General features: G+C 70.8%; 13 protein-coding genes. 4 read left to right on the top strand and 9 right to left on the bottom strand.

Going from position 1 to position 18,534, the window contains the following annotated elements; genetic code table 11:
• The first annotated feature begins 19 nt into the window (after positions 1-19).
• Positions 20-523, top strand: coding sequence for a DUF3093 domain-containing protein (locus ATL42_RS03940; RefSeq protein WP_098454242.1), 504 nt, complete (start codon positions 20-22; stop codon positions 521-523).
• 42 nt (positions 524-565) lie between these two features.
• On the opposite strand, the gene ATL42_RS03935 is transcribed toward ATL42_RS03940, so the two are convergent.
• Both ATL42_RS03935 and ATL42_RS03930 read right to left on the bottom strand, forming a co-directional pair.
• Positions 566-865 (bottom strand): DUF4193 domain-containing protein, encoded by a 300-nt coding sequence (locus ATL42_RS03935; RefSeq protein ID WP_098454241.1) that lies wholly within the window; start codon positions 863-865, stop codon positions 566-568.
• Between the two features lie 232 nt (positions 866-1,097).
• A complete protein-coding gene (locus ATL42_RS03930; protein ID WP_098454240.1) occupies positions 1,098-1,952 on the bottom strand; it encodes an inositol monophosphatase family protein in 855 nt (284 codons plus the stop codon).
• A 145-nt stretch (positions 1,953-2,097) separates the two neighbouring features.
• Here ATL42_RS03930 and sepH point away from each other — a divergent pair, with 145 nt between their 5' ends.
• Positions 2,098-3,324 (top strand): septation protein SepH, encoded by a 1,227-nt coding sequence (gene sepH, locus ATL42_RS03925; RefSeq protein WP_098454239.1) that lies wholly within the window; start codon positions 2,098-2,100, stop codon positions 3,322-3,324.
• A gap of 63 nt (positions 3,325-3,387) precedes the next feature.
• On the opposite strand, the gene ATL42_RS03920 is transcribed toward sepH, so the two are convergent.
• The 3 genes from ATL42_RS03920 to ATL42_RS03910 are packed head-to-tail and all read right to left on the bottom strand — an operon-like array spanning position 3,388 to position 8,040.
• The gene (locus ATL42_RS03920; RefSeq protein WP_342748096.1) at positions 3,388-4,575 is read right to left on the bottom strand and encodes an alkaline phosphatase family protein; all 1,188 of its coding nucleotides are present in this window, start codon (positions 4,573-4,575) and stop codon (positions 3,388-3,390) included.
• On the bottom strand, positions 4,572-5,213 hold the full coding sequence (locus tag ATL42_RS03915) for a DUF5998 family protein (RefSeq protein WP_098454238.1): 642 nt from the start codon (positions 5,211-5,213) through the stop codon (positions 4,572-4,574). The genes ATL42_RS03920 and ATL42_RS03915 overlap by 4 nt, the downstream gene beginning before the upstream one ends.
• 58 nt (positions 5,214-5,271) lie before the next feature.
• Positions 5,272-8,040, bottom strand: a complete 2,769-nt coding sequence (locus ATL42_RS03910; protein WP_245862086.1) for a GNAT family N-acetyltransferase — start codon at positions 8,038-8,040, stop codon at positions 5,272-5,274.
• Positions 8,041-8,242: 202 nt separating this feature from the next.
• On the opposite strand from ATL42_RS03910, the gene ATL42_RS03905 reads away from it, so the two are divergent.
• Together ATL42_RS03905 and metH are read left to right on the top strand one after the other, a co-directional pair.
• The gene (locus ATL42_RS03905) at positions 8,243-10,714 is read left to right on the top strand and encodes a DNA gyrase/topoisomerase IV subunit A (RefSeq protein ID WP_098454237.1); all 2,472 of its coding nucleotides are present in this window, start codon (positions 8,243-8,245) and stop codon (positions 10,712-10,714) included.
• A 62-nt stretch (positions 10,715-10,776) separates the two neighbouring features.
• Positions 10,777-14,307 (top strand): methionine synthase, encoded by a 3,531-nt coding sequence (metH, locus tag ATL42_RS03900; protein ID WP_098454236.1) that lies wholly within the window; start codon positions 10,777-10,779, stop codon positions 14,305-14,307.
• On the opposite strand, the gene ATL42_RS03895 is transcribed toward metH, so the two are convergent.
• From ATL42_RS03895 to ATL42_RS03880, 4 genes are read right to left on the bottom strand one after another with little or no spacing between them, the layout of a single operon-like run.
• Positions 14,304-15,122 carry an ECF transporter S component gene (locus ATL42_RS03895; RefSeq protein ID WP_245862084.1) on the bottom strand — a complete coding sequence of 273 codons (819 nt, stop codon included), beginning with the start codon at positions 15,120-15,122 and terminating at the stop codon, positions 14,304-14,306. The genes metH and ATL42_RS03895 overlap by 4 nt on opposite strands.
• The gene (locus ATL42_RS03890; protein WP_098454235.1) at positions 15,119-16,738 is read right to left on the bottom strand and encodes an ABC transporter ATP-binding protein; all 1,620 of its coding nucleotides are present in this window, start codon (positions 16,736-16,738) and stop codon (positions 15,119-15,121) included. Before ATL42_RS03890 ends, ATL42_RS03895 begins: the two co-directional genes overlap by 4 nt.
• A complete protein-coding gene (locus tag ATL42_RS03885; protein WP_098454234.1) occupies positions 16,735-17,787 on the bottom strand; it encodes a cobalt ABC transporter permease in 1,053 nt (350 codons plus the stop codon). The genes ATL42_RS03890 and ATL42_RS03885 overlap by 4 nt, the downstream gene beginning before the upstream one ends.
• 13 nt (positions 17,788-17,800) lie before the next feature.
• Positions 17,801-18,529 (bottom strand): hypothetical protein, encoded by a 729-nt coding sequence (locus tag ATL42_RS03880; RefSeq protein WP_098454233.1) that lies wholly within the window; start codon positions 18,527-18,529, stop codon positions 17,801-17,803.
• Positions 18,530-18,534: the final 5 nt, after the last annotated feature.

The following is an 18,534-nucleotide window of genomic DNA, read 5'->3' as shown; positions in this document are numbered from 1 at the left end:
GCCCTGGCATCATGGGTTCATGACCGATGCCCCGTCGTCCCCCCGCCCTGCCGCTAGTCCGTCCGACCAGAGCCGGTCTGCGCCGACACCGACGTTCCGAGAGCGCCTCGTACCGAGCGTGGGTGGCTGGTTCGGGCTGGTGGTCCTCGCGGGGGTCGTCGGGGTCGCGGCGAGCGTTGCCGGCACCACCGTGGCGGTCGTCGTCGGGGCGGGCGTCCTCGTGGCCGGGCTCGTCGCCGCCTGGGTCACGTCACCGGTGGTCGAGGTCGTCGGGGCGGACCTGCGTGCCGGAGCGGCCTGCATCCCGCTGCGGCTTCTCGGAGAGGTCCGCGTTCTCGACCGGGACGGCGTCCGGGAGCAGATGGGCCCGCCGTGGGACCCGCGAGCCTTTGCGTGCCTGCGCACGTGGGCCGGAGGCGGGATCCGGGTCGAGGTCCTCGACCCGGCAGACCCGACGCCATACTGGATCGTGTCCAGCAGGCGGGCAGGCGACCTGGCGGCTGCGCTCTCCGTGCGCGGCTGATCGCACACGGACGCAGCCGCGAGGGCGCGTGGACGTCGTACCTCAGCCAGCGCACTCCGAGCAGATCTGGCGGCCATTCTTCTCGCTCGCCAGCTGGCTGCGATGGTGGACGAGGAAGCAGCTCGCACAGGTGAACTCGTCAGCCTGACGCGGGAGCACGCGGACCGAGAGCTCTTCGCCAGACAGGTCCGCGCCGGGCAGCTCGAATCCTTCTGCGGCTTCCGTCTCGTCTTCGTCCACGACCCCGGAGCTCTTGTCGGACCGACGCGCCTTGAGCTCTTCGAGAGAGTCCTCGCTGAGGTCCTCCTCAGTCTTGCGCGGGGCGTCGTAGTCGGTTGCCATGTGGGGGCTCACACTCCGTTTACAGGTGTAGTGGTCCACCGGCTGAGAGCCGGTGGCGTCGTCGTTGGGGACGCGTACGCAGTCAATGCTCGAACGACGCGGATTGTTCCCAGGTCGCGATGGGATTGTGCACCATTTATCAGCGGCCCGCACACCCGGGTGCGGGTGACATCTGTCACCGGGTGATAAACACGGTGGTCACATCCTCGAAACATCCCCGCGACACGCCCGGTCAGGCGCCGTTGTCAGCGTCCAGCCCGGCCAGCAGGCTCGCGAGCTCTGCTGCTGACGAGGACGCGCCCGCCACCGTCATGTCCGGCCCTGCGCGGCGTCCACGGAGTCCCGTCAGCGCGCCACCGGCCTCGGTGACGATCAGGCCGCCTGCGGCCATGTCCCACGGGTTGAGCCCGCGCTCGTAGACGAGGTCGAGGCTCCCGTCGGCAACCATGCACAGGTCGATCGCTGCGGACCCGATCCGACGGATGTCGCGCACCTTCGGCAGCACGTGCGTGAGGACGAGCGCTTGCGCGGCACGTCGCTCGCTCTCGTACCCGAAGCCCGTCCCGACGAGGCTCTGAGAGAGCGGTTTGGCGTCGTTGACGTGCAGTGCACGGCCGTCGAGGGTCGCTCCCGCTCCGAGCGCCGCCGTCCACGTCCGGCCGTCCACGACGTGCAGGACGCACCCGGCGAGCGCGACCCAGCGGTCCGGGTCCGGCGTCCCCGCGACCACTGCCACGGAGATCGCGTAGGCGGGGATGCCGTAGAGGTAGTTGACCGTCCCGTCGATGGGGTCGATCACCCAGGTGAGCCCGCTGGCTCCGGCGACATGGCCTCCTTCTTCGCCGAGGATGGCGTCGCCTGGCCGTTCGGCGAGGATGAGTCGTCGCAAGAGCGCCTCGGAGTCGGCATCCATCTGAGTGACCACGTCGACGGGCGACGACTTGGTGGCCGCGACCTCGACCCGGTCAGGACGTCCCTCGCGGACGAGGTCTCCCGCGGCGCGCGCGACCCGCTCAGCAAGAGACCGGAGCTCGGCGAGGAGCGCAGCGTCAGGGATGTCGGTCGGCACGATCTGCTCAGAGTTCATGCGCCCATCCTGCCCGATCCCCGCGGTCTCGGCGGTCCTGGTTGGAGAGGTACCGTGCCGATGAGACGGCGCACCGGTGCACGTCCGCCACTGTGAGCGACAAAGGTGGCAGGCTGAGCGTCGAGGCAGTGCCATGGGAGGACTAATGGTTGAGGTGAGCGCAGGAGAGCTACGGCTCGTCGACCTGCACGACGACGGGGAGCATCTCCTTCTCGCGGGCCCCGGAGGCGCGCAGTACAGATTGCCGATCACGGATGCGCTGCGTGCTGCGGTGCGTCGGGACCGACCGCAGCTAGAGCATCTGAAGTCGACGTCTGCAGGGTTCTTGCCGCCACGGGAGATCCAGGCGAGGGTCCGGGCAGGGATGACGGCGCAGGAGATCGCGACGAGTGCCGGCATCACGATCGAGCAGGTGCGCCGGTACGAGGGACCTGTGCTCGCCGAGCGCGAGTTCATCGCTCAGCAGGCGGCAGCGACGCGCGTGGGCCGGGACAACAGCTCGCCGCCCCTGGGTGACCTCGTGACGGACCGTCTTGCGGCCAGAGGTGTCGACACGACGGCGTTGACGTGGGACGCGGCCCGCCCGGACGGGCACGGCTGGATCGTCTCGGTCGGTTTCGAGGTGGGAGGCCAGGCCCGCCTCGCGCGGTGGACCTTCGACCACTCCGCACACATGCTCCACGCGCTCGAGGACGAGGCCAGGTGGCTCTCTGAGACCGAGATCGTCGACGAACCCATCCCCCGCCGCCACCTCGCTTCAGTGCGCAGCACGGTCTTCGACGTGGAGGCGAACGGATCGATCCGTCCGGTCCTGGACGCCGTCGACGGGCATCGCACGAGCGACGGTGCGTCCGAGGCGCTGACGCCCGACGAGCTTGCTGCGAGCGCTCTCGACGAGACGACGTCCTTGCTCGACGACCTGCGCGGACGCCGAGGCGTGCGCCAGCAGGTCGACCTCAACGACGAGGACGACGACGTGGAGTTCGAAGGCTTCGGTCCTCCGACGGTCTTCGACCTCGGTCGACCAGGTCCGCGCCCGGTGGGCGACGCACCCGGTGCGCATCCCCCGGAGACCGGGTCGCTGCGCTCTGCCCGGGTCTTCCCGGCCCCTGCCTCGACCACGTCAGCGGCCGACGGTCCGAGCACCGCTGTGGGTCCGGACCGCTCCGCTGCTCCGACGCCTGACGGCGAGCAGCCGGACGTGCATGCGGCAGCCTCGGACACGGCGGGTGCTAGCAGCTCTGCTGCCGGCTCGCAGCCCCCTGAGGTGGAGACGGTCGACCGGGTATCGGTCAAGAACCGTACGCCGCGTCGCGCTCGGTCGAAGGTACCGAGCTGGGACGAGATCGTCTTCGGAGCGAAGCCCGAGTAGCAGAGACCAGGTCGCGGCGCGGGGGCCACCGCCGACCAGAAGGGACCGGTCAGACAGGACCGGTCAGACCGTGAGCGTGAGGAACGGGACCCGCATCTCACGCGGTGTGAGCGAACCGTGCACGCCCACGAGGTCGAGAGACCGTGCCGTCTGGGTCCGTGAGTCGACGATCGTGCCGCGCCCGGTGACAGCGACGACGACGTCGCCGATGTACGGGTACACATGGTCGCTCACTGGTCCGAGGAGTCCCGCCTCGATGATCTCGTCCTTCGGGGCGACGAGCGCACCATCCCCGAGCACGTCGCGCCAGCGGTCGACGATGCCTGCGACGCCCTCGGGCTTGCGCGCGTGCACGTGGACGGCTCGTGGCTCTCCCGCGACGAGCTTGACCCCTTCTGCGAGGCCCTGGGTCGCGGCGACGTCCCACCGGCGGGCGCGGTCGACGTCGATCATGCCGTGGTCGGCCGTGACGATGATCTGCGTCCCACGAGGAAGCACCCGGGCGAGCCGTGCGAGCTCGCGGTCGGTCCGTTCCAGCTCGTCGCCCCATGCTCGCGACTCGGAGCCGTGGTGGTGGCCGATCTTGTCCACGTCACCCCAGTAGAGGTAGACGAGACCTGGTGCCATGAGCTCGTAGGCGGTGACGTCCACGCGGTCCGCGAGCGACTCGGCGCCGCGATGGAACCCGCCCCTCAGCGCCGCCTGGGTCAGGCCTGACTGGGCGAAGCGGGAGGGGCCGACCGAGGTGACCGACCGTCCTGCTGCGCTCATCCGCTCGAAGACGGTCTCCTCGCGCTGCATGGTCGTCGGCTCCGTGGCCCCCTCCCAGGAGACGAGGTTGGCCAGTCCCCCGGTGCTCGGCTCACGGACGGTGTAACCGAGCATCCCGGTGCGTCCTGGGCACGACCCGGTTCCGAGGATCCCGATGGAGGCAGCGGTGGTCGAGGGGAAGCCGCAGGTCAGCTGGGCGTCCTCGTCGAGGAGAGAGCGCAGGAACGGCGCGTGACCGCTGCGCTCGCGCAGGTTCTCGAAGCCGAGCCCGTCGACGAGGACGACGCAGACCCGGTCGGCGGTGTCCAGGCCGAGCAGGCGACGTGCGCGCTCGAAGTCGCCGGTCGGTTCAGGCGTCTGCAGAGCGCCCGCAGCGGCGGGCAGGACGGCCGCGAGGCTCCGGCCGGTGTAGTCCGGGGCGACGAAGCCATGGCGGGCGATCTGGTCGGCGACGCCGGCTGCCGTCCCGGACGAGCTCACCGAGATCCGCCGCGAGCGCCGTATCCCGTCGCCGCGGACAGCGCCCGGGCGAAGGACACTGCGGCGCGGACAGCGTCCTGTCCCTCGGCCTGAGCGCTGATCCGGACGAGGACGTCGTCGTTGGCCATCGATCCGGTCAGACCGTGGTCGCCTTCGCACTGGGGGTCACCGCACTGCGCAGGCTCGAGGTCGATGCGCGAGACGGCGCCCCAGCCGATCGCGAGGGTCAGCTCGGCGGGCGGATCACCGGCGGTGTGCTTCTCGGGTGCGTTGACCATGTGCGTCAGGACCACGGACTTCACCTGGGAGAGCGGCACGGCCTCGGTCGTGGCGGCGGCGCTGGAGCCCGCGTGGGTGTGCTCGTGGGCGTGGACGACGTCGTCGTCGTCGGTGTCGTCTTCGCCGGCGTGGTCGTCGACGTGCGCGAGCACGAGGCGTGACGCCGTGAGCACGAGCACCGTCACGTGGCGCCGGACCTCCGACGTGGCAAAGGTGGTCTCCACGTGGACGAGGTGCGCCTCGACAGGCTCGTCTGCGAGCGCGACGTCGATGACGTCAGCGACGAGCTCGGGGTAGTACCCGGCGCGGTCGAGCTGGCGGCGGAGGTCTGCGCGGTGATCAAGGGTAGGAGATGGCACCCGTCCATCCTAGTCGGGCGGTGCCAGGCGTTTCGCCGTCGGCACCGAGACGTCGGCCTCAGTCCGGAAGAGTGCGGCGCAGCCCGTCCTTGCGGTTGGCCGCCCCGAGCGTGAGCCGGGCAGAGAGCACGGCCCCGCCGTGCTCGGCGACGACCACGGGGTAGAGCTCGAGCGAACGGAGCTCCGGGAGGTCGTCTGCCATCTGGGAGACCCTGCCGATGAGGTCCTCGATCGCTGCCGCATCGGCTGCCGGGAGCCCTTTGTAGCCGAAGAGCCGCGGCGCAGCGCGCACGGAGCGGACCATCTGGGCGACATCGGTGGTCGTCAGCGGCGGGACGCCGTAGCTGACGTCGCCGAGCAGGTCGACGGCGTCGCCAGAGAGGCCGAACGACACCACCGGACCGTAGAGGACGTCCTCTGTCGACCGCACCACGCACGCCACCCCGGCGGGTGCCATCCGTTGGACCTCGAGCGGGGTCGCCGAGGTTCGCAGCGCTGCGGGCAGGTGCTCAGCGAGCGACAGGCGCATCTGGTCGAACGCCGTCCGCAGCTCTTTCTCGTCGGCGAGGTCGAGCCGGACGCCTCCGAGGTCGGCGCGGTGCCGCAACGACTCTGCGGTGCTCTTGAGGACGACCGGCCAGCCGAGCTCGTTCGCGGCGGCGACAGCGGCGTCGGCGTCGGCGACCGGCACGGAAGGCCAGGTCTCGATGCCGTAGCAGCGCAAGAGGTCGCGTGCGACGTCCGTCTCGACCTCGCCGTCCCCGTGCTTCTCGACGAGGGCGCGGGCTCCCGCCACGTCGACGTCGGGGTACACCAGCCCACGACCGTGGTCCCGCGAGCGCCACGCCGCGTACATGACGACGGCTCCGAGGGCCAAGACCGCGTCCTCCGCCGTCGAGTAGGCGGGCACGTTGACGACCGCGCCGTCCGGTGCGACGGTGCTCAGCTCGGGGACGAACCCGTGGAGACCGAGGATGCTCACCACCGTCGGCCGGCTGGTGCGTGCGGCCGCGGTCGCCACGGCGCGCGAGAACCGCTCGTCGTGGTCCCCGAGGACGGGCACGTGGACCGCGACGACGACGTCGCACGCACCGTCTGCGTAGACGTCGTCCACCGTGCGCACGATCTCCTCGTCGGCGGCGTCCTCGGCGACGATGCCGGCTGCCCCGGTGACGACCATGCCCGCAGCGCCTGCCGCCTCGGCGACGATCGCGGCGAGGGGCGCAGAGCTGGCGACGATCCCCACCCGCCGGCCAGAGGGCAGCGGCTGGTGCGCGAGGAGCTGGATGATGTCGATCATCTGGTGGGTGTTCTCCGCATGGATCACCCCGGACTGGCGGAACACCTCTTCGAGGGTCCGGCGAGGGGCTCGCGTGGTGCGCACGGCGTGCCCGGGCGGCACGATGTGCCCTGAGCGTCCGGCCGTCACGACGATGACGGGCTTGACCTGGCCGAGCCGCCGGGCGATGCGGGAGAACTTGCGGGGGTTGCCGATGGACTCGAGATAGAGGCCGACCACCGACGTCGCGTCGTCGTCGTGCCAGAACTGCATGAGGTCGTTGCCCGAGACGTCGGCCCGGTTGCCTGCCGAGAGGAACGACGAGAGGCCGAGCCCTCGTCTGCGGACGGTGGCGAGGATCGTCACCGCGATCGGCGCGGACTGGCAGAAGAGCCCGACGACACCGCCCAGAGGCCTGCGGTCGGCGAGCGACGCGTTGAACGAGCCGTCGGAGCGCGCGGCGAAGAGGCCGTACGAGCCTGGCCCGACGATCCGCATCCCGGCGGCGTGAGCGGTGCGCACGAGCTCACGCTGCAGGGCGAGGCCCTCGTCGCCGGTCTCGGCGTACCCGGACCCGAGGACCACGACGCCACGCACCCCGAGGCGCGCGAGCTCACGGACGGCCGTGACCGAGTCCTGCGCGCGGACCGTGACGACGGCGAGGTCGATGGGCCCAGGGACCTCGTCGAGCGTGTCGTAGCGGTCGAAGGTGTCGAGGGTGCCGTGGGTGTCGAGCGCGTCACGGACGGCCACGGCAGTGAGGCCGACGACCTGGAGCTGGGCACCGCCAGTGACCTCGAGGCCTCCCGCGAGCGCGCGGACAGCGAGCCGGGCCTCGTGCGCGTCGGCGGTCCCCCGGACGGACGCGACGAGGACGACGGACCGCGGCGAGAACAGACCGTGCATGCTCCGTGCCTCGGCGCGGTGCTCCCGGTCGGCCATGACCTGGCGTGAACGGTCCGTGGGGTCGAGGTGCATGCTCACCGTGACGATGCCGTCGTCGACGTGCTGGCTCATGTCGTAGCCCGCCTCGCGGAACACGGCGATCATCTTCCCGTTCTGCGGGAGCACCTCGGCGGTGAACCGCTGGATGCCGACCTCGCGGGCTGCCGCGGCGACGTGCTCGAGCAGGACCGAGCCGACGCCCCGGCCCTGGTAGGAGTCGCTGACGTTGAAGGCGACCTCGGCCTCGCCAGGACCGATCCGGTCGAAGCGTGCGACCCCGATGATCTCGTCGTCACCGTCAGGGGTCGACGTCACCCCGACGAGCGCGACACGGTCACGGTGGTCGAGGACCGTGAAGCGTGTGAGGTCGCGTGCGGAGAGCTGCTCCATCGCGACGAAGAACCGCAGGTAGGTCGAGCGTTCGGACTGTCCACGGTGGAAGCGCTGCAGCGCGTCACGGTCCTCGGGCCGGATCGGGCGCACGTGTGCGGTGGTGCCGTCGCGCAGGACGACGTCCGCCTCCCACTCGACCGGGTACGGCGCGGCGACAGAGATCTCCCCGCTCGGACCGGGCTCCCCGATGACGTCCTCTTCCGTGCTCACGTCCCCCAGGCTATGCCTCGGGCCCTCGGGCGGCGTGGACGTCGTGCGGACCCGTGTCGTTCGGCACGCCCGGGCGACCTCGTGTCAGCCGCCTCGTGTCACACTGTGGCGCGCACGTCACGTCCCGCCCGAGGTGAGGGCGAGAATAGACGCACAACGGACCTTTGCCCGCTCCCCTCGACATACCCAGGAGTCGTACCCCATGGCACGCAAGCCGGCCGGCGATCAGCTGATCGCACCGACGGACGTCGTCGAGAACATCATCGACATCGACGTGGCGACAGAGATGGAGGGCTCGTTCCTCGAGTACGCGTACTCCGTCATCTACGCCCGTGCCCTTCCCGACGCGCGTGACGGGCTCAAGCCTGTCCAGCGACGGATCCTCTATCAGATGGCGGACATGGGCCTGCGACCCGACCGCGCGCACGTCAAGTCGTCCCGCGTCGTCGGCGAGGTCATGGGGAAGCTGCACCCCCACGGGGACACGGCGATCTACGACGCGCTGGTGCGCCTCGCGCAGTCGTTCTCGCTGCGGCTGCCGATGGTCGACGGGCACGGAAACTTCGGTTCGCTGGACGACGGCCCGGCAGCGCCCCGGTACACGGAGGCCCGGCTCGCGCCCTCGGCCATGCTCATGACGACGGGCCTCGACGAGAACGTCGTCGACTTCGTGCCGAACTATGACAACAGGCTCATGCAGCCGGAGGTCCTGCCGTCTGCGATCCCCAACCTGCTCGTCAACGGGGCGTCGGGCATCGCGGTCGGCATGGCGACCAACCTCGCGCCGCACAACCTCATCGAGGTCATCGCTGCTGCGCGTCACCTCGTCGCCAAACCAGACGCGACGCTCGAGGACCTCATGCGGTTCGTCCCCGGCCCCGACCTGCCCACGGGCGGGAAGATCATCGGCCTCGACGGCATCCGCGACGCCTACCGCACCGGCCGCGGCTCCTTCAAGACGCGAGCGACCACCCGCATCGAGAACGTCACGCCGAAGCGCAAGGGCATCGTCGTCACCGAGCTGCCGTACCTCGTCGGCCCCGAGAAGGTCATCGAGAAGATCAAGGAGGGCGTCCAGGCGAAGAAGCTCTCCGGGATCACGGCGGTCACCGACCTGACCGACCGCTCCCATGGTCTGCGGCTCGTCATCGAGATCAAGACGGGCTTCAACCCGGAGGCGGTCCTCGAGCAGCTCTACCGGTTCACCCCGATGGAGGACTCCTTCGGCATGAACAACGTGGCCCTCGTCGACGGCCAGCCGCGCACGCTCGGCCTGCGCGAGATGCTCACCGTGTGGGTCGCTCACCGGATCGACGTGGTCCGCCGCCGCTCCAGGTTCCGTCTGGACAAGCGTCTTGCTCGCCTCCACCTCGTCGAGGGCATGCTCCTCGCGATCGTCGACATCGACGAGGTCATCCAGGTCATCCGCGCCTCCGACGACACAGCGACGGCCCGTGCACGGCTGCGCGAGGTCTTCGAGCTCTCCGAGCTCCAGGCCGAGTACATCCTCGAGCTCCAGCTACGCCGCCTGACCAAGTTCTCGCGGATCGAGCTCGAGAAGGAGCAGACCTCCCTCGCTGAGGAGATCGCCGACCTGCAGGCGATCCTCGCTGACGAGTCACGACTGCGCCGTCTCACGAGCCAGGAGATGGCCGACGTCGCGAAGGTGTACGGCACGCCTCGTCGCACCATCCTGCTCGACTCGGCCGGCGCCGGCGTGAGCGGTGCGGTCGGCACCGTGAGCGTGCGCGGCACGGCCGTGCCGCTCGAGGTGGAGGACTCCCCGTGCTGGGCGATGCTCTCCGCGACAGGCCTTCTCGCGCGCTCGAGCGGCGCCGAGGCACCCGTCCGTGACGACCAGCGTCACGCGCACGACGTGCTCGTCGCGACCGTGCCGACCTCGGCCCGCGCCGAGCTCGGTGTGCTCACCACGCGCGGCCGGATCGTCAAGATGTCCGTCCTCGACCTGCCCTCGCTGCCCCCGACGCAAGGCGCCCCGAGCCTCTCGGGCGGTGTGCCGATCGCCGAGGTCTGCACCCTCGAGCCCGGCGAAGAGGTCGTGAGCCTGGTCTCGCTCGCCGACGACACGCCGACGCTCGCGATCGGCACCGCGAACGGCGTCGTCAAGCGGCTCGCCCCAGGCGACGCGCCCAACCGTGACGCCTGGGAGGTCATCGCGCTCAAGGACGGTGACACCGTGGTCGGTGCAACGCCTGTCGCAGATGCCGACGAGCTCGTCTTCGTCAGCTCGGACTCGTCCCTGCTGCGGTTCTCCGCGAGCGCGGTCCGCCCCCAGGGCAGGACAGCTGCCGGGATGGCCGGGATCCGGCTCGCTCCGGGTCAGAAGGTGGTGCACTTCGGTGGCATCGCTGCCGACGGCCCGGCGAGCGCGGTCGTGACGATCGCCGGAGCCTCGGACGCGTTGCCGGGCACCGAGACGGGCAGCGTGAAGACGACGCCCTTCGACCTCTATCCGGCCAAGGGGCGTGCGACCGGTGGTGTGCGCACCCAGCGCTTCCTGCGCGGCGAGGACACCCTCGTGCTCGCGTGGGTCGGTGTGGCGCCGCCGCACGCGACCGGGTCCGCGGGGCAGCCCGTCGAGCTGCCCGAGCCCGACCCGCGTCGGGACGCGTCTGGGGTGGCGCTGCCGGCGCCGGTCTTCGCGATCGGCTGACCGCGCCGCCCACCTGGCGGTCGCGAGCGGTCGGCGTGGACAGGTCTCTCTAGACTGACGCCATGCTCACTCCTCGCGCCGCCGCGCTGAAGTCTGCCATCGCCAGCCGGGTCGTCGTCGCCGACGGCGCGATGGGCACGATGCTCCAGGCGCACGACCTCACGCTCGCGGACTTCGACGGGCTCGAGGGGTGCAACGAGATCCTCAACGTCACGCGCCCCGACGCCGTCGAGGCCGTCCACGACGCCTACTTCGCTGTCGGTGTCGACTGCGTCGAGACGAACACCTTCGGAGCGAACTGGTCGAACCTCGGCGACTACGGGATCGACGACCGGATCGTCGAGCTCGCCGAGGCTGGCGCCCGGATCGCACGCCGCAGCGCCGAGAAGTTCTCGACGCCGGACCGGCCACGCTGGGTCCTGGGGTCCATGGGCCCCGGGACCAAGCTCCCGAGCCTGGGCCACACGACCTATGCCCACCTCAAGGGCACGTTCGCTCTCCAGGCCAGCGGGCTCGTCACGGGCGGCGCCGACGCGATCCTCATCGAGACGTGCCAAGACCTGCTGCAGGCCAAGGCCGCGATCAACGGCGCCAAGCAGGCGATGGCCGATCTGGGTGTCGAGGTACCGATCTTCGTCCAGGTGACCGTGGAGGCCACCGGCACCATGCTCATGGGTTCGGAGATCGGGGCTGCGCTCACGACCCTGACAGCCCTCGGCATCGATGCGATCGGTCTCAACTGCGCGACCGGTCCCGCAGAGATGAGCGAGCACCTGCGTCATCTGTCCAAGCACTCGAGCGTGCCCGTGACGTGCATGCCCAACGCCGGGCTCCCGGTGCTCGGCGCGAACGGTGCCCACTACCCGCTCACACCGGTCGAGCTCGGGCTGGCTCACGAGCAGTTCGCCCGCGAGTTCGGTCTCGGGCTCGTCGGCGGGTGCTGCGGCACGACGCCCGAGCACCTGCGCGAGGTCGTCGAGCGCGTCGGTGCGCGCCCGGTCGTCGCGCGAGCGCCCGAGCCCGAGCACGGCGTCGCGAGCCTCTACACGCACGTCGACTTCGACCAGGACGCGTCGTTCCTCGCGATCGGAGAGCGCACCAACGCCAACGGCTCGAAGGCTTTCCGTGACGCGATGCTCGCGGAGAGCTGGGAGGAGTGCGTCCAGATCGCCCGCGGCCAGACGCGCGACGGCGCACACCTGCTGGACGTGTGCATCGACTACGTCGGTCGGGACGGGGTCGCGGACATCCGGTCTGTCGTCTCGCGGCTCGCGAGCGCGTCGACGCTGCCGCTCGTCATCGACTCGACGGAGCCCCCCGTCATCCAGGCGGGGCTCGAGCTCATCGGCGGCCGCGCCGTGGTGAACTCGGTGAACTTCGAGGACGGCGACGGTCCGACGTCGCGCTACGGGCGGATCATGCCGCTCGTCAAGGAGCACGGCGCGGCCGTCATCGCGCTGACCATCGACGAGGACGGACAGGCCCGCACGGCCGACGCCAAGGTCGCGATCGCGTCGCGGCTCATCGACGACCTCGTCGGCACCTGGGGCATGTCCGTCGAGGACATCGTCGTCGACACGCTGACGTTCCCCATCGCGACCGGCCAGGAAGAGACCCGCCGAGACGCCATCGAGACGATCACCGCGATCCGCGACCTCAAGGCCCGCTACCCCGGGGTCCACACGACCTTGGGCGTCTCGAACGTCTCGTTCGGCCTCAACCCGGCGGCCCGCGTCGTGCTCAACTCGGTCTTCCTCCACGAGGCCGTGCAAGCAGGCCTCGACTCGGCGATCGTGCACGCTGCCAAGATCGTGCCGCTCGCGAAGATCCCCGACGAGCAGCGCCAGGCAGCCCTGGACCTCGTGTGGGACAAGCGAGAGTTCGACGCCGACGGGGCCATGACATACGACCCCCTGGCGCACCTGCTCGACCTCTTCGCCGGCGTCGACACCGCAGCGCTCAAGGACGTGCGTGCCGCGGAGCTCGCCGCGCTCCCCCTCGGAGCACGGCTCGAACGACGCATCGTCGACGGGGAGCTCAAAGGGCTGCACGACGACCTCGACCTCGCGCTCTCCGAAGGCATGAAGGCCCTCGACATCATCAACAACCACCTGCTCGAGGGCATGAAGATCGTCGGCGAGCTCTTCGGCAAGGGCGAGATGCAGCTGCCGTTCGTGCTCCAGTCCGCCGAGGCGATGAAGACCGCCGTCGCCCACCTCGAACCGTCCATGGAGAAGTCCGACGAGGCCGGCAAGGGCACCATCGTCCTCGCCACCGTCCGCGGTGACGTCCACGACATCGGCAAGAACCTCGTCGACATCATCCTCACGAACAACGGGTTCACGGTCGTGAACATCGGCATCAAGCAGACGATCGCCGCGATGATCGACGCTGCCGAGGAGCACAGCGCGGACGTCATCGGCATGAGCGGGCTGCTCGTGAAGTCGACGGTCGTCATGAAGGAGAACCTTCTCGAGCTCGCCTCCCGGGGACTGTCCGGGAAGTATCCCGTCCTGCTCGGCGGCGCAGCGCTCACCCGGACGTACGTCGAGGACGACCTCGTGAGCCTCTACGACGGCGAGGTGCGGTACGCCAAGGACGCCTTCGAAGGACTGCGCCTCATGGAGCCCCTCGTGCGGATCGCCCGCGGCGAGGCGCGGGACGCGGTCGGTCTGCCCCCGCTCAAGAAGCGACGGCACGCACTGGTCACGGTGACCCAGACCCCGGACGAGGACCTTCCTGCCCGCTCGGACGTCGCCGCCGACAACCCGGTACCGACCCCGCCCTTCTGGGGAACGCGCATCGTCAAGGGCGTCCGCCTGGCCGACTACGCGGCGTTCCTCGACGAGCGTGCGACGTTCATGGGTCAGTGGGGTCTCAAGCCGTCCCGTGCAGACGACGGCGCGTCCTACGAGCAGCTCGTCGAGACAGAGGGCCGTCCCCGTCTGCGGGAGTGGCTCGACCGCATCAAGACGGACGAGATGTTCGACCCCGCAGTCGTCTACGGGTACTTCCCCGCGGTGTCCGAGGGCAACGACGTGGTGATCCTCCACCACGAAGGTCCCGACGGCGGTTCGGGCGGCACACCGGGGACCGAGCGCCTGCGCTTCACGTTCCCCCGGCAGCGACGCGACCGGCACCTGTGCCTGGCGGACTTCGTCCGTCCGAAGGACTCGGGCGAGATCGACGTGGTCGGCTTCCAGCTCGTCACGGTGGGTGCCACCGTGAACGAGCACACCGCGAAGCTCTTCGCTGCCGACAAGTACCGCGAGTACATGGAGCTCCACGGGTTGTCTGTGCAGCTGACAGAGTCGCTCGCGGAGTTCTGGCACTCCCGCATGCGTGAGGAGCTCGGGTACGCCGCCGAGGATCCCGCAGACCTCGAGGGGATGTTCAAGGTCGCCTACCGCGGCGCCCGGTACTCCTTGGGCTACCCGGCGTGCCCCGACATGGAGGACCGGCGCAAGGTCGTCGAGCTCTTGCGGCCCGAGCGCGTGGGAGTGGAGCTCTCCGACGAGCTCCAGCTCCACCCTGAGCAGTCCACGGACGCCTTCGTGTTCCACCACCCGGAGGCGAAGTACTTCTCGGTCTAGCCGAAGCTCCCGCGGCGACGGGCACGTCTCAGCGTCCCCAGGACCGGGCGTCCGAGAACCACGACCGCCACGACGTTCGTCACGGCACGCACGGTGTCCCACGGGAGCGACGTGACGAGCGTGAACGTGACGAACCGGCGGAGGTTCTCGGCGAGCCCTCCCCCGGGCACGTAGGAGATCCTCGTGTCGCCGCCGAGCGCGAACGGCCAGAACCACAGGTTCATGAGCGCACCGAACACATAGGCGACGACGACCGCGTAGACGGCGAGCGCAGCGAGTTCGCGGCGACCACGGGGCCGGACCCGCCCTGCGAGAAGGTTCCCGAGCGCGCCTGCACCGAGGCCGATCCACCCGGCGGCAAACATCTGGAACGGGAGCCATGGGCCGACCCCGGCGGTGAGCAGCGCGGACGCGAAGAGCGACAGGGCGCCGAGGAGGAAGCCGAACGTCGGACCGAACACGTAGCCGGCGAGGACGAGCAGGAAGAAGACGAGCTCGATCCCGCCAGCTCCAGCACTCACGAGCCGCAGCGCGGCGTTGACGGCGCAGAGCACGCCGAGCATCGCAAGGCTGCGCGCATCAAGCCCGTCCGAGCCGAGCTGCGCGAGCACGAGCACGAGGAGCACCGGCAGGAGCACGAGCACGAGCCAGGGCGCGCTCTGTCCGCTGGAGCGCGGCAGGACGCTCGCGACGAGGGGCCAGCAGAACATCGCGAGGCCGAGGACGCTCGCGACCGTGAGGAGCAGGGCCGACGCTGCCCGCGGACCTCGGGTCCGTCCTGCGTCGAGGACCGGCGCCTGTGGCCGAGCCGTCACGAGCGATCCGTGAAGACGACGTCGTCCATGCGCATCCAAGGGCCTGGGGAGAGGATCTTCGCGATCTGCGGGGCAAAGCTGGGCGATCCGGTGAGCATCGGTCGCGCATCGCCGTCGGCGACGATCTCGCCCTGCGTGATGAGCACGACGCGGTCGGCGAGGTCGGCTGCGAGCTCGACGTCGTGGGTCGCGACGAGGACGGCCGCGCCCCGGTCGGCGATCGCACGCAGTGCTGTCACCAGGCGGCTCTTGGCGTCGTGGTCGAGCCCGCGGGTCGGTTCGTCGAGGAGGAGGACCGGCGGTTCGGTGGCCAGCACGATCGCGAGCACGAGTGCGAGCCGCTGTCCCTCGGAGAGGTCTCGCGGGTGGGTCCCCGGGTGGACGGCTGGCGGGAGGTCGCCGCCGGAGACGATGGAGTCGAGGATCGACTGCGTCGTCCCCGGGGCCCGGTGAGCGTCCGTGTCCGAAGCCGTGCACTCCTCGGCGACCGTCTCGAGGTAGAGCATCGCCGAGACGTCCTGCGGGACGAGACCGACGAGCGCACGGGCGCGTGCCGGCGGCAGCCCGTGCGGGTCCAGCCCCTGGACGTCGACGGTGCCGCCGTCGCGCCGGCCGGTGCCCTGCAGGGTCCACAGGAGAGACGACTTCCCGGAGCCGTTGCGCCCCATGAGCGCAGTGATCTCGCCAGCGTCCAGCGTGAGGTCGACCCGGTCGACCGCGCGGTCTGCCTCGTACCGCACGCTCACCTGGCGTGCGACGAGCACGTGCTCGCCCGACCGCGCCGTCCGGGGAGCGGCGTGCGGCGGCGCCGCGAGCGTCGGCACGACGTCCCGGGCACGACGACGGGCGTCGCGGACCGTGAGCGGCACCGGGTCCCACCCGGCGGCGACAGCGAGGCGGACGATCGGCGGGGCGACCGTCGTGCCGGGGAGGATCTCCTGGGGCGGCCCGGTCCGCACTCCCCCGTCACCGATGAGCAGGACGACGGTGTCCGCCAGCTGGACGACCCGTTCGAGGCGGTGCTCGGCCAGGACGACCGTCAGCCCGAGGTCGTGCACGAGGCGACCGATCGTGGCGAGCACCTCTTCGGCACCGACCGGGTCGAGCGCCGAGGTGGGCTCGTCGAGGAGCAGCGCCCGGGGTGCACCGGTGAGCACCGCACCGATGGCGACGCGCTGCTGCTCGCCGAGGGAGAGCGTCTCGAGCCTCCGGTGCCGCAGCCCCGCGATCCCGACGAGGTCGAGAGTCTCCTCGACCCGCCGCCGCATGGTCCGCGGGTCGACGCCCTGCTGCTCCATCCCGAAGGCGAGCTCGGACTCCACGTGCGCAGTGACGAAGCCGAGGGTCGGGTTCTGGCCGACGTACCCGACGGCGCCCGCGAGATCTCGGGGCTCGACCTCACGTGTCGATCGACCGTCGACGAAGACCTCGCCGGTGACCCGCCCCCCGGTAAAGCGTGGGACAAGACCGTTCATCGACTGCAAGAGCGTCGACTTGCCCGTGCCGGTCGGGCCGACGACGAGCGCCAGCTCGCCGGCACCGACCACGAGGTCGACACCTGCGAACAGCGGCGGCGAGCCGTCGTAGGAGAACCCGAACGACCTCAGCTCGATCATGCGGACCTCCTCGATGTCAGGGCGCCAGGGACGGCGACGACGAGCGGACCCAGCAGCGCAGCGACGCTCAACGACGGCCAGCCGTCGAGCGCAGGGAGCCGGACCTGCGGCGTGGTGAGCACGATGACGACGAATGCCCCGACGAGCCCGCTCACAGCCGTGAGCGTCGACCCGGCTCCCCAGCGGTCCGGTCGATAGACCGTCCGTCGGGCCGTCCGGTCGACGAGCGACGCCCCGAGCGCGCACGCGACCGCACAGCCCGCGAGCGCCGGAGCGAGCCAGCCGGGCCACGCGTCGTCGAGCAGACCGTATGCGGCGAACGCGACGCACAGGATCGCTCCGAGCACGAAGACCGGCTGGGCCGCTGCCCGCAGGCGCTTGGCCCCGTGCACGAGACCGGGCGCGGGACGTGCCGCCCCGAGACCGCGCGCCTCCATCGCTGCCGCGAGCGCGACCGACCGTTCCATGGTGGCTTCGAGGACCGGCACGACGACGCCACGGAGCCCGGACCGGCCGCCGCGCAGGCGGGCTGCCCTGCGGACGTCCTGCGTGCTGCGCGCGAGCTCGGGAAAGACCGAGACGGCGATGACGAGGGCCGTCGAGAGACCGGCGAGGGAGGGCGGCGCGTGCTTGAGGAGCTGGAGCACGTCGGCGAGCGTGTGCGCGGCCCCGACCGCGAGGATGACGGTCGCGAGCTGGAGTCCGCCGCTCACGGCGCTCACCAGCGCCTGCGTGGTGAGGGTGCCGAAGAGGTCGATCGGGCCGATGCTCACCGTCGGCAGCACGAGGAGCGGTGTGCCGCCTCTGTCGGGGAACACGCAGCGGAACACGACACGGATCACCACGACAGCGGCAGCGACCCACACGTAGAGCGCGTACCGGCGCACCCCGTCGGAGGTCGCGCAGGACGCGACCACGAGGCCGGTCGCCGCGAGAAAGAGCGCGAGCACGAGGATGTTCGTCGTCAGGGTGGCGGCCGTCGCCGTCGCGAGCGCCCAGACCCACCAGGCTCCGGGATGCACCGGTCGTCTGTCGGTGCGCAGCCTCATCGCCGCCGCCTGATCAACGTCGTCTCCTGGCGAGCGCGAGGCTCGCCAGCACCAGCACGACGACGAGCGTCGCTCCGACGACAGGCAGCACCGTGTCGGCCGAGGTCCTCGAGCGTCGTCCCTCGGCGTCCTCGCTCCCGCTGCTGGTCGCGTCGTCGGCCGACGAGGCCCGCCACGTCCACCCGTCGGTCGCGGTCCCCGTCCGCGCGGCTCCGGCCGACAACGACGGAGGCTCGGGGCCGTCCTCCCCCACCGCGAAGACGAGGCCGAGCGCGGCCCCGGGGACCAGATCCATGTCTCCGGCACCGGTCTGCGCGTACGTCCACGCGCCGCCGGGCGCAGCGGTCCAGAGCGTCCAGTAGGCGAGCGCCGACGGTGTGCGGTCGCACGTCTCTTGGAGCGCCCCGACGTCGGGCACGAGGATCGTCTCGGACGATGCCGGGCGGCCCTCGACCCGGCAGACGAACGCGGCGCCCCACTGAGCGGTGCCCTCGACCTGGACTCCCGCGTCGCGCAGCACGTCGAGGCCGTCGGTGCCAGGTGCTGAGGGGTCGCGGAGCGCGCACGCGACGAGACCGTCCTGCAGGCTGTCTCCATCGGCGGGCAGCGCCCCCGGGTCGACGACGACGACGACCCCCTGGCACGCGGTCGCCGTGGTCGCCTCGGGAACCTGCGTCCCGAGCTTCGGAGCACCGGAGACCGTCCCCGCAACGAGGACGGTCCCGACGACGGCTGCCAGCACGAGGG

The sequence above is a fragment of the Sanguibacter antarcticus genome, assembly GCF_002564005.1.
Taxonomy (GTDB): domain Bacteria; phylum Actinomycetota; class Actinomycetes; order Actinomycetales; family Cellulomonadaceae; genus Sanguibacter; species Sanguibacter antarcticus.
The sequence above is the reverse complement of the archived record's forward strand: the minus strand, read 5'-3'. Positions and strand labels throughout refer to the sequence as shown.

Excerpts from the sequence above, each read along its gene's own strand:
- metH (WP_098454236.1), top strand. The coding sequence starts at position 10,777 with ATGCTCACTCCTCGCGCCGCCGCGCTGAAGTCTGCCATCGCCAGCCGG.
- sepH (WP_098454239.1), top strand. The coding sequence starts at position 2,098 with ATGGTTGAGGTGAGCGCAGGAGAGCTACGGCTCGTCGACCTGCACGAC.
- ATL42_RS03935 (WP_098454241.1), bottom strand. The coding sequence starts at position 865 with ATGGCAACCGACTACGACGCCCCGCGCAAGACTGAGGAGGACCTCAGC.
- ATL42_RS03890 (WP_098454235.1), bottom strand. The coding sequence starts at position 16,738 with ATGATCGAGCTGAGGTCGTTCGGGTTCTCCTACGACGGCTCGCCGCCG.
- ATL42_RS03885 (WP_098454234.1), bottom strand. The coding sequence starts at position 17,787 with ATGAGGCTGCGCACCGACAGACGACCGGTGCATCCCGGAGCCTGGTGG.
- ATL42_RS03940 (WP_098454242.1), top strand. The coding sequence starts at position 20 with ATGACCGATGCCCCGTCGTCCCCCCGCCCTGCCGCTAGTCCGTCCGAC.
- ATL42_RS03905 (WP_098454237.1), top strand. The coding sequence starts at position 8,243 with ATGGCACGCAAGCCGGCCGGCGATCAGCTGATCGCACCGACGGACGTC.
- ATL42_RS03930 (WP_098454240.1), bottom strand. The coding sequence starts at position 1,952 with ATGAACTCTGAGCAGATCGTGCCGACCGACATCCCTGACGCTGCGCTC.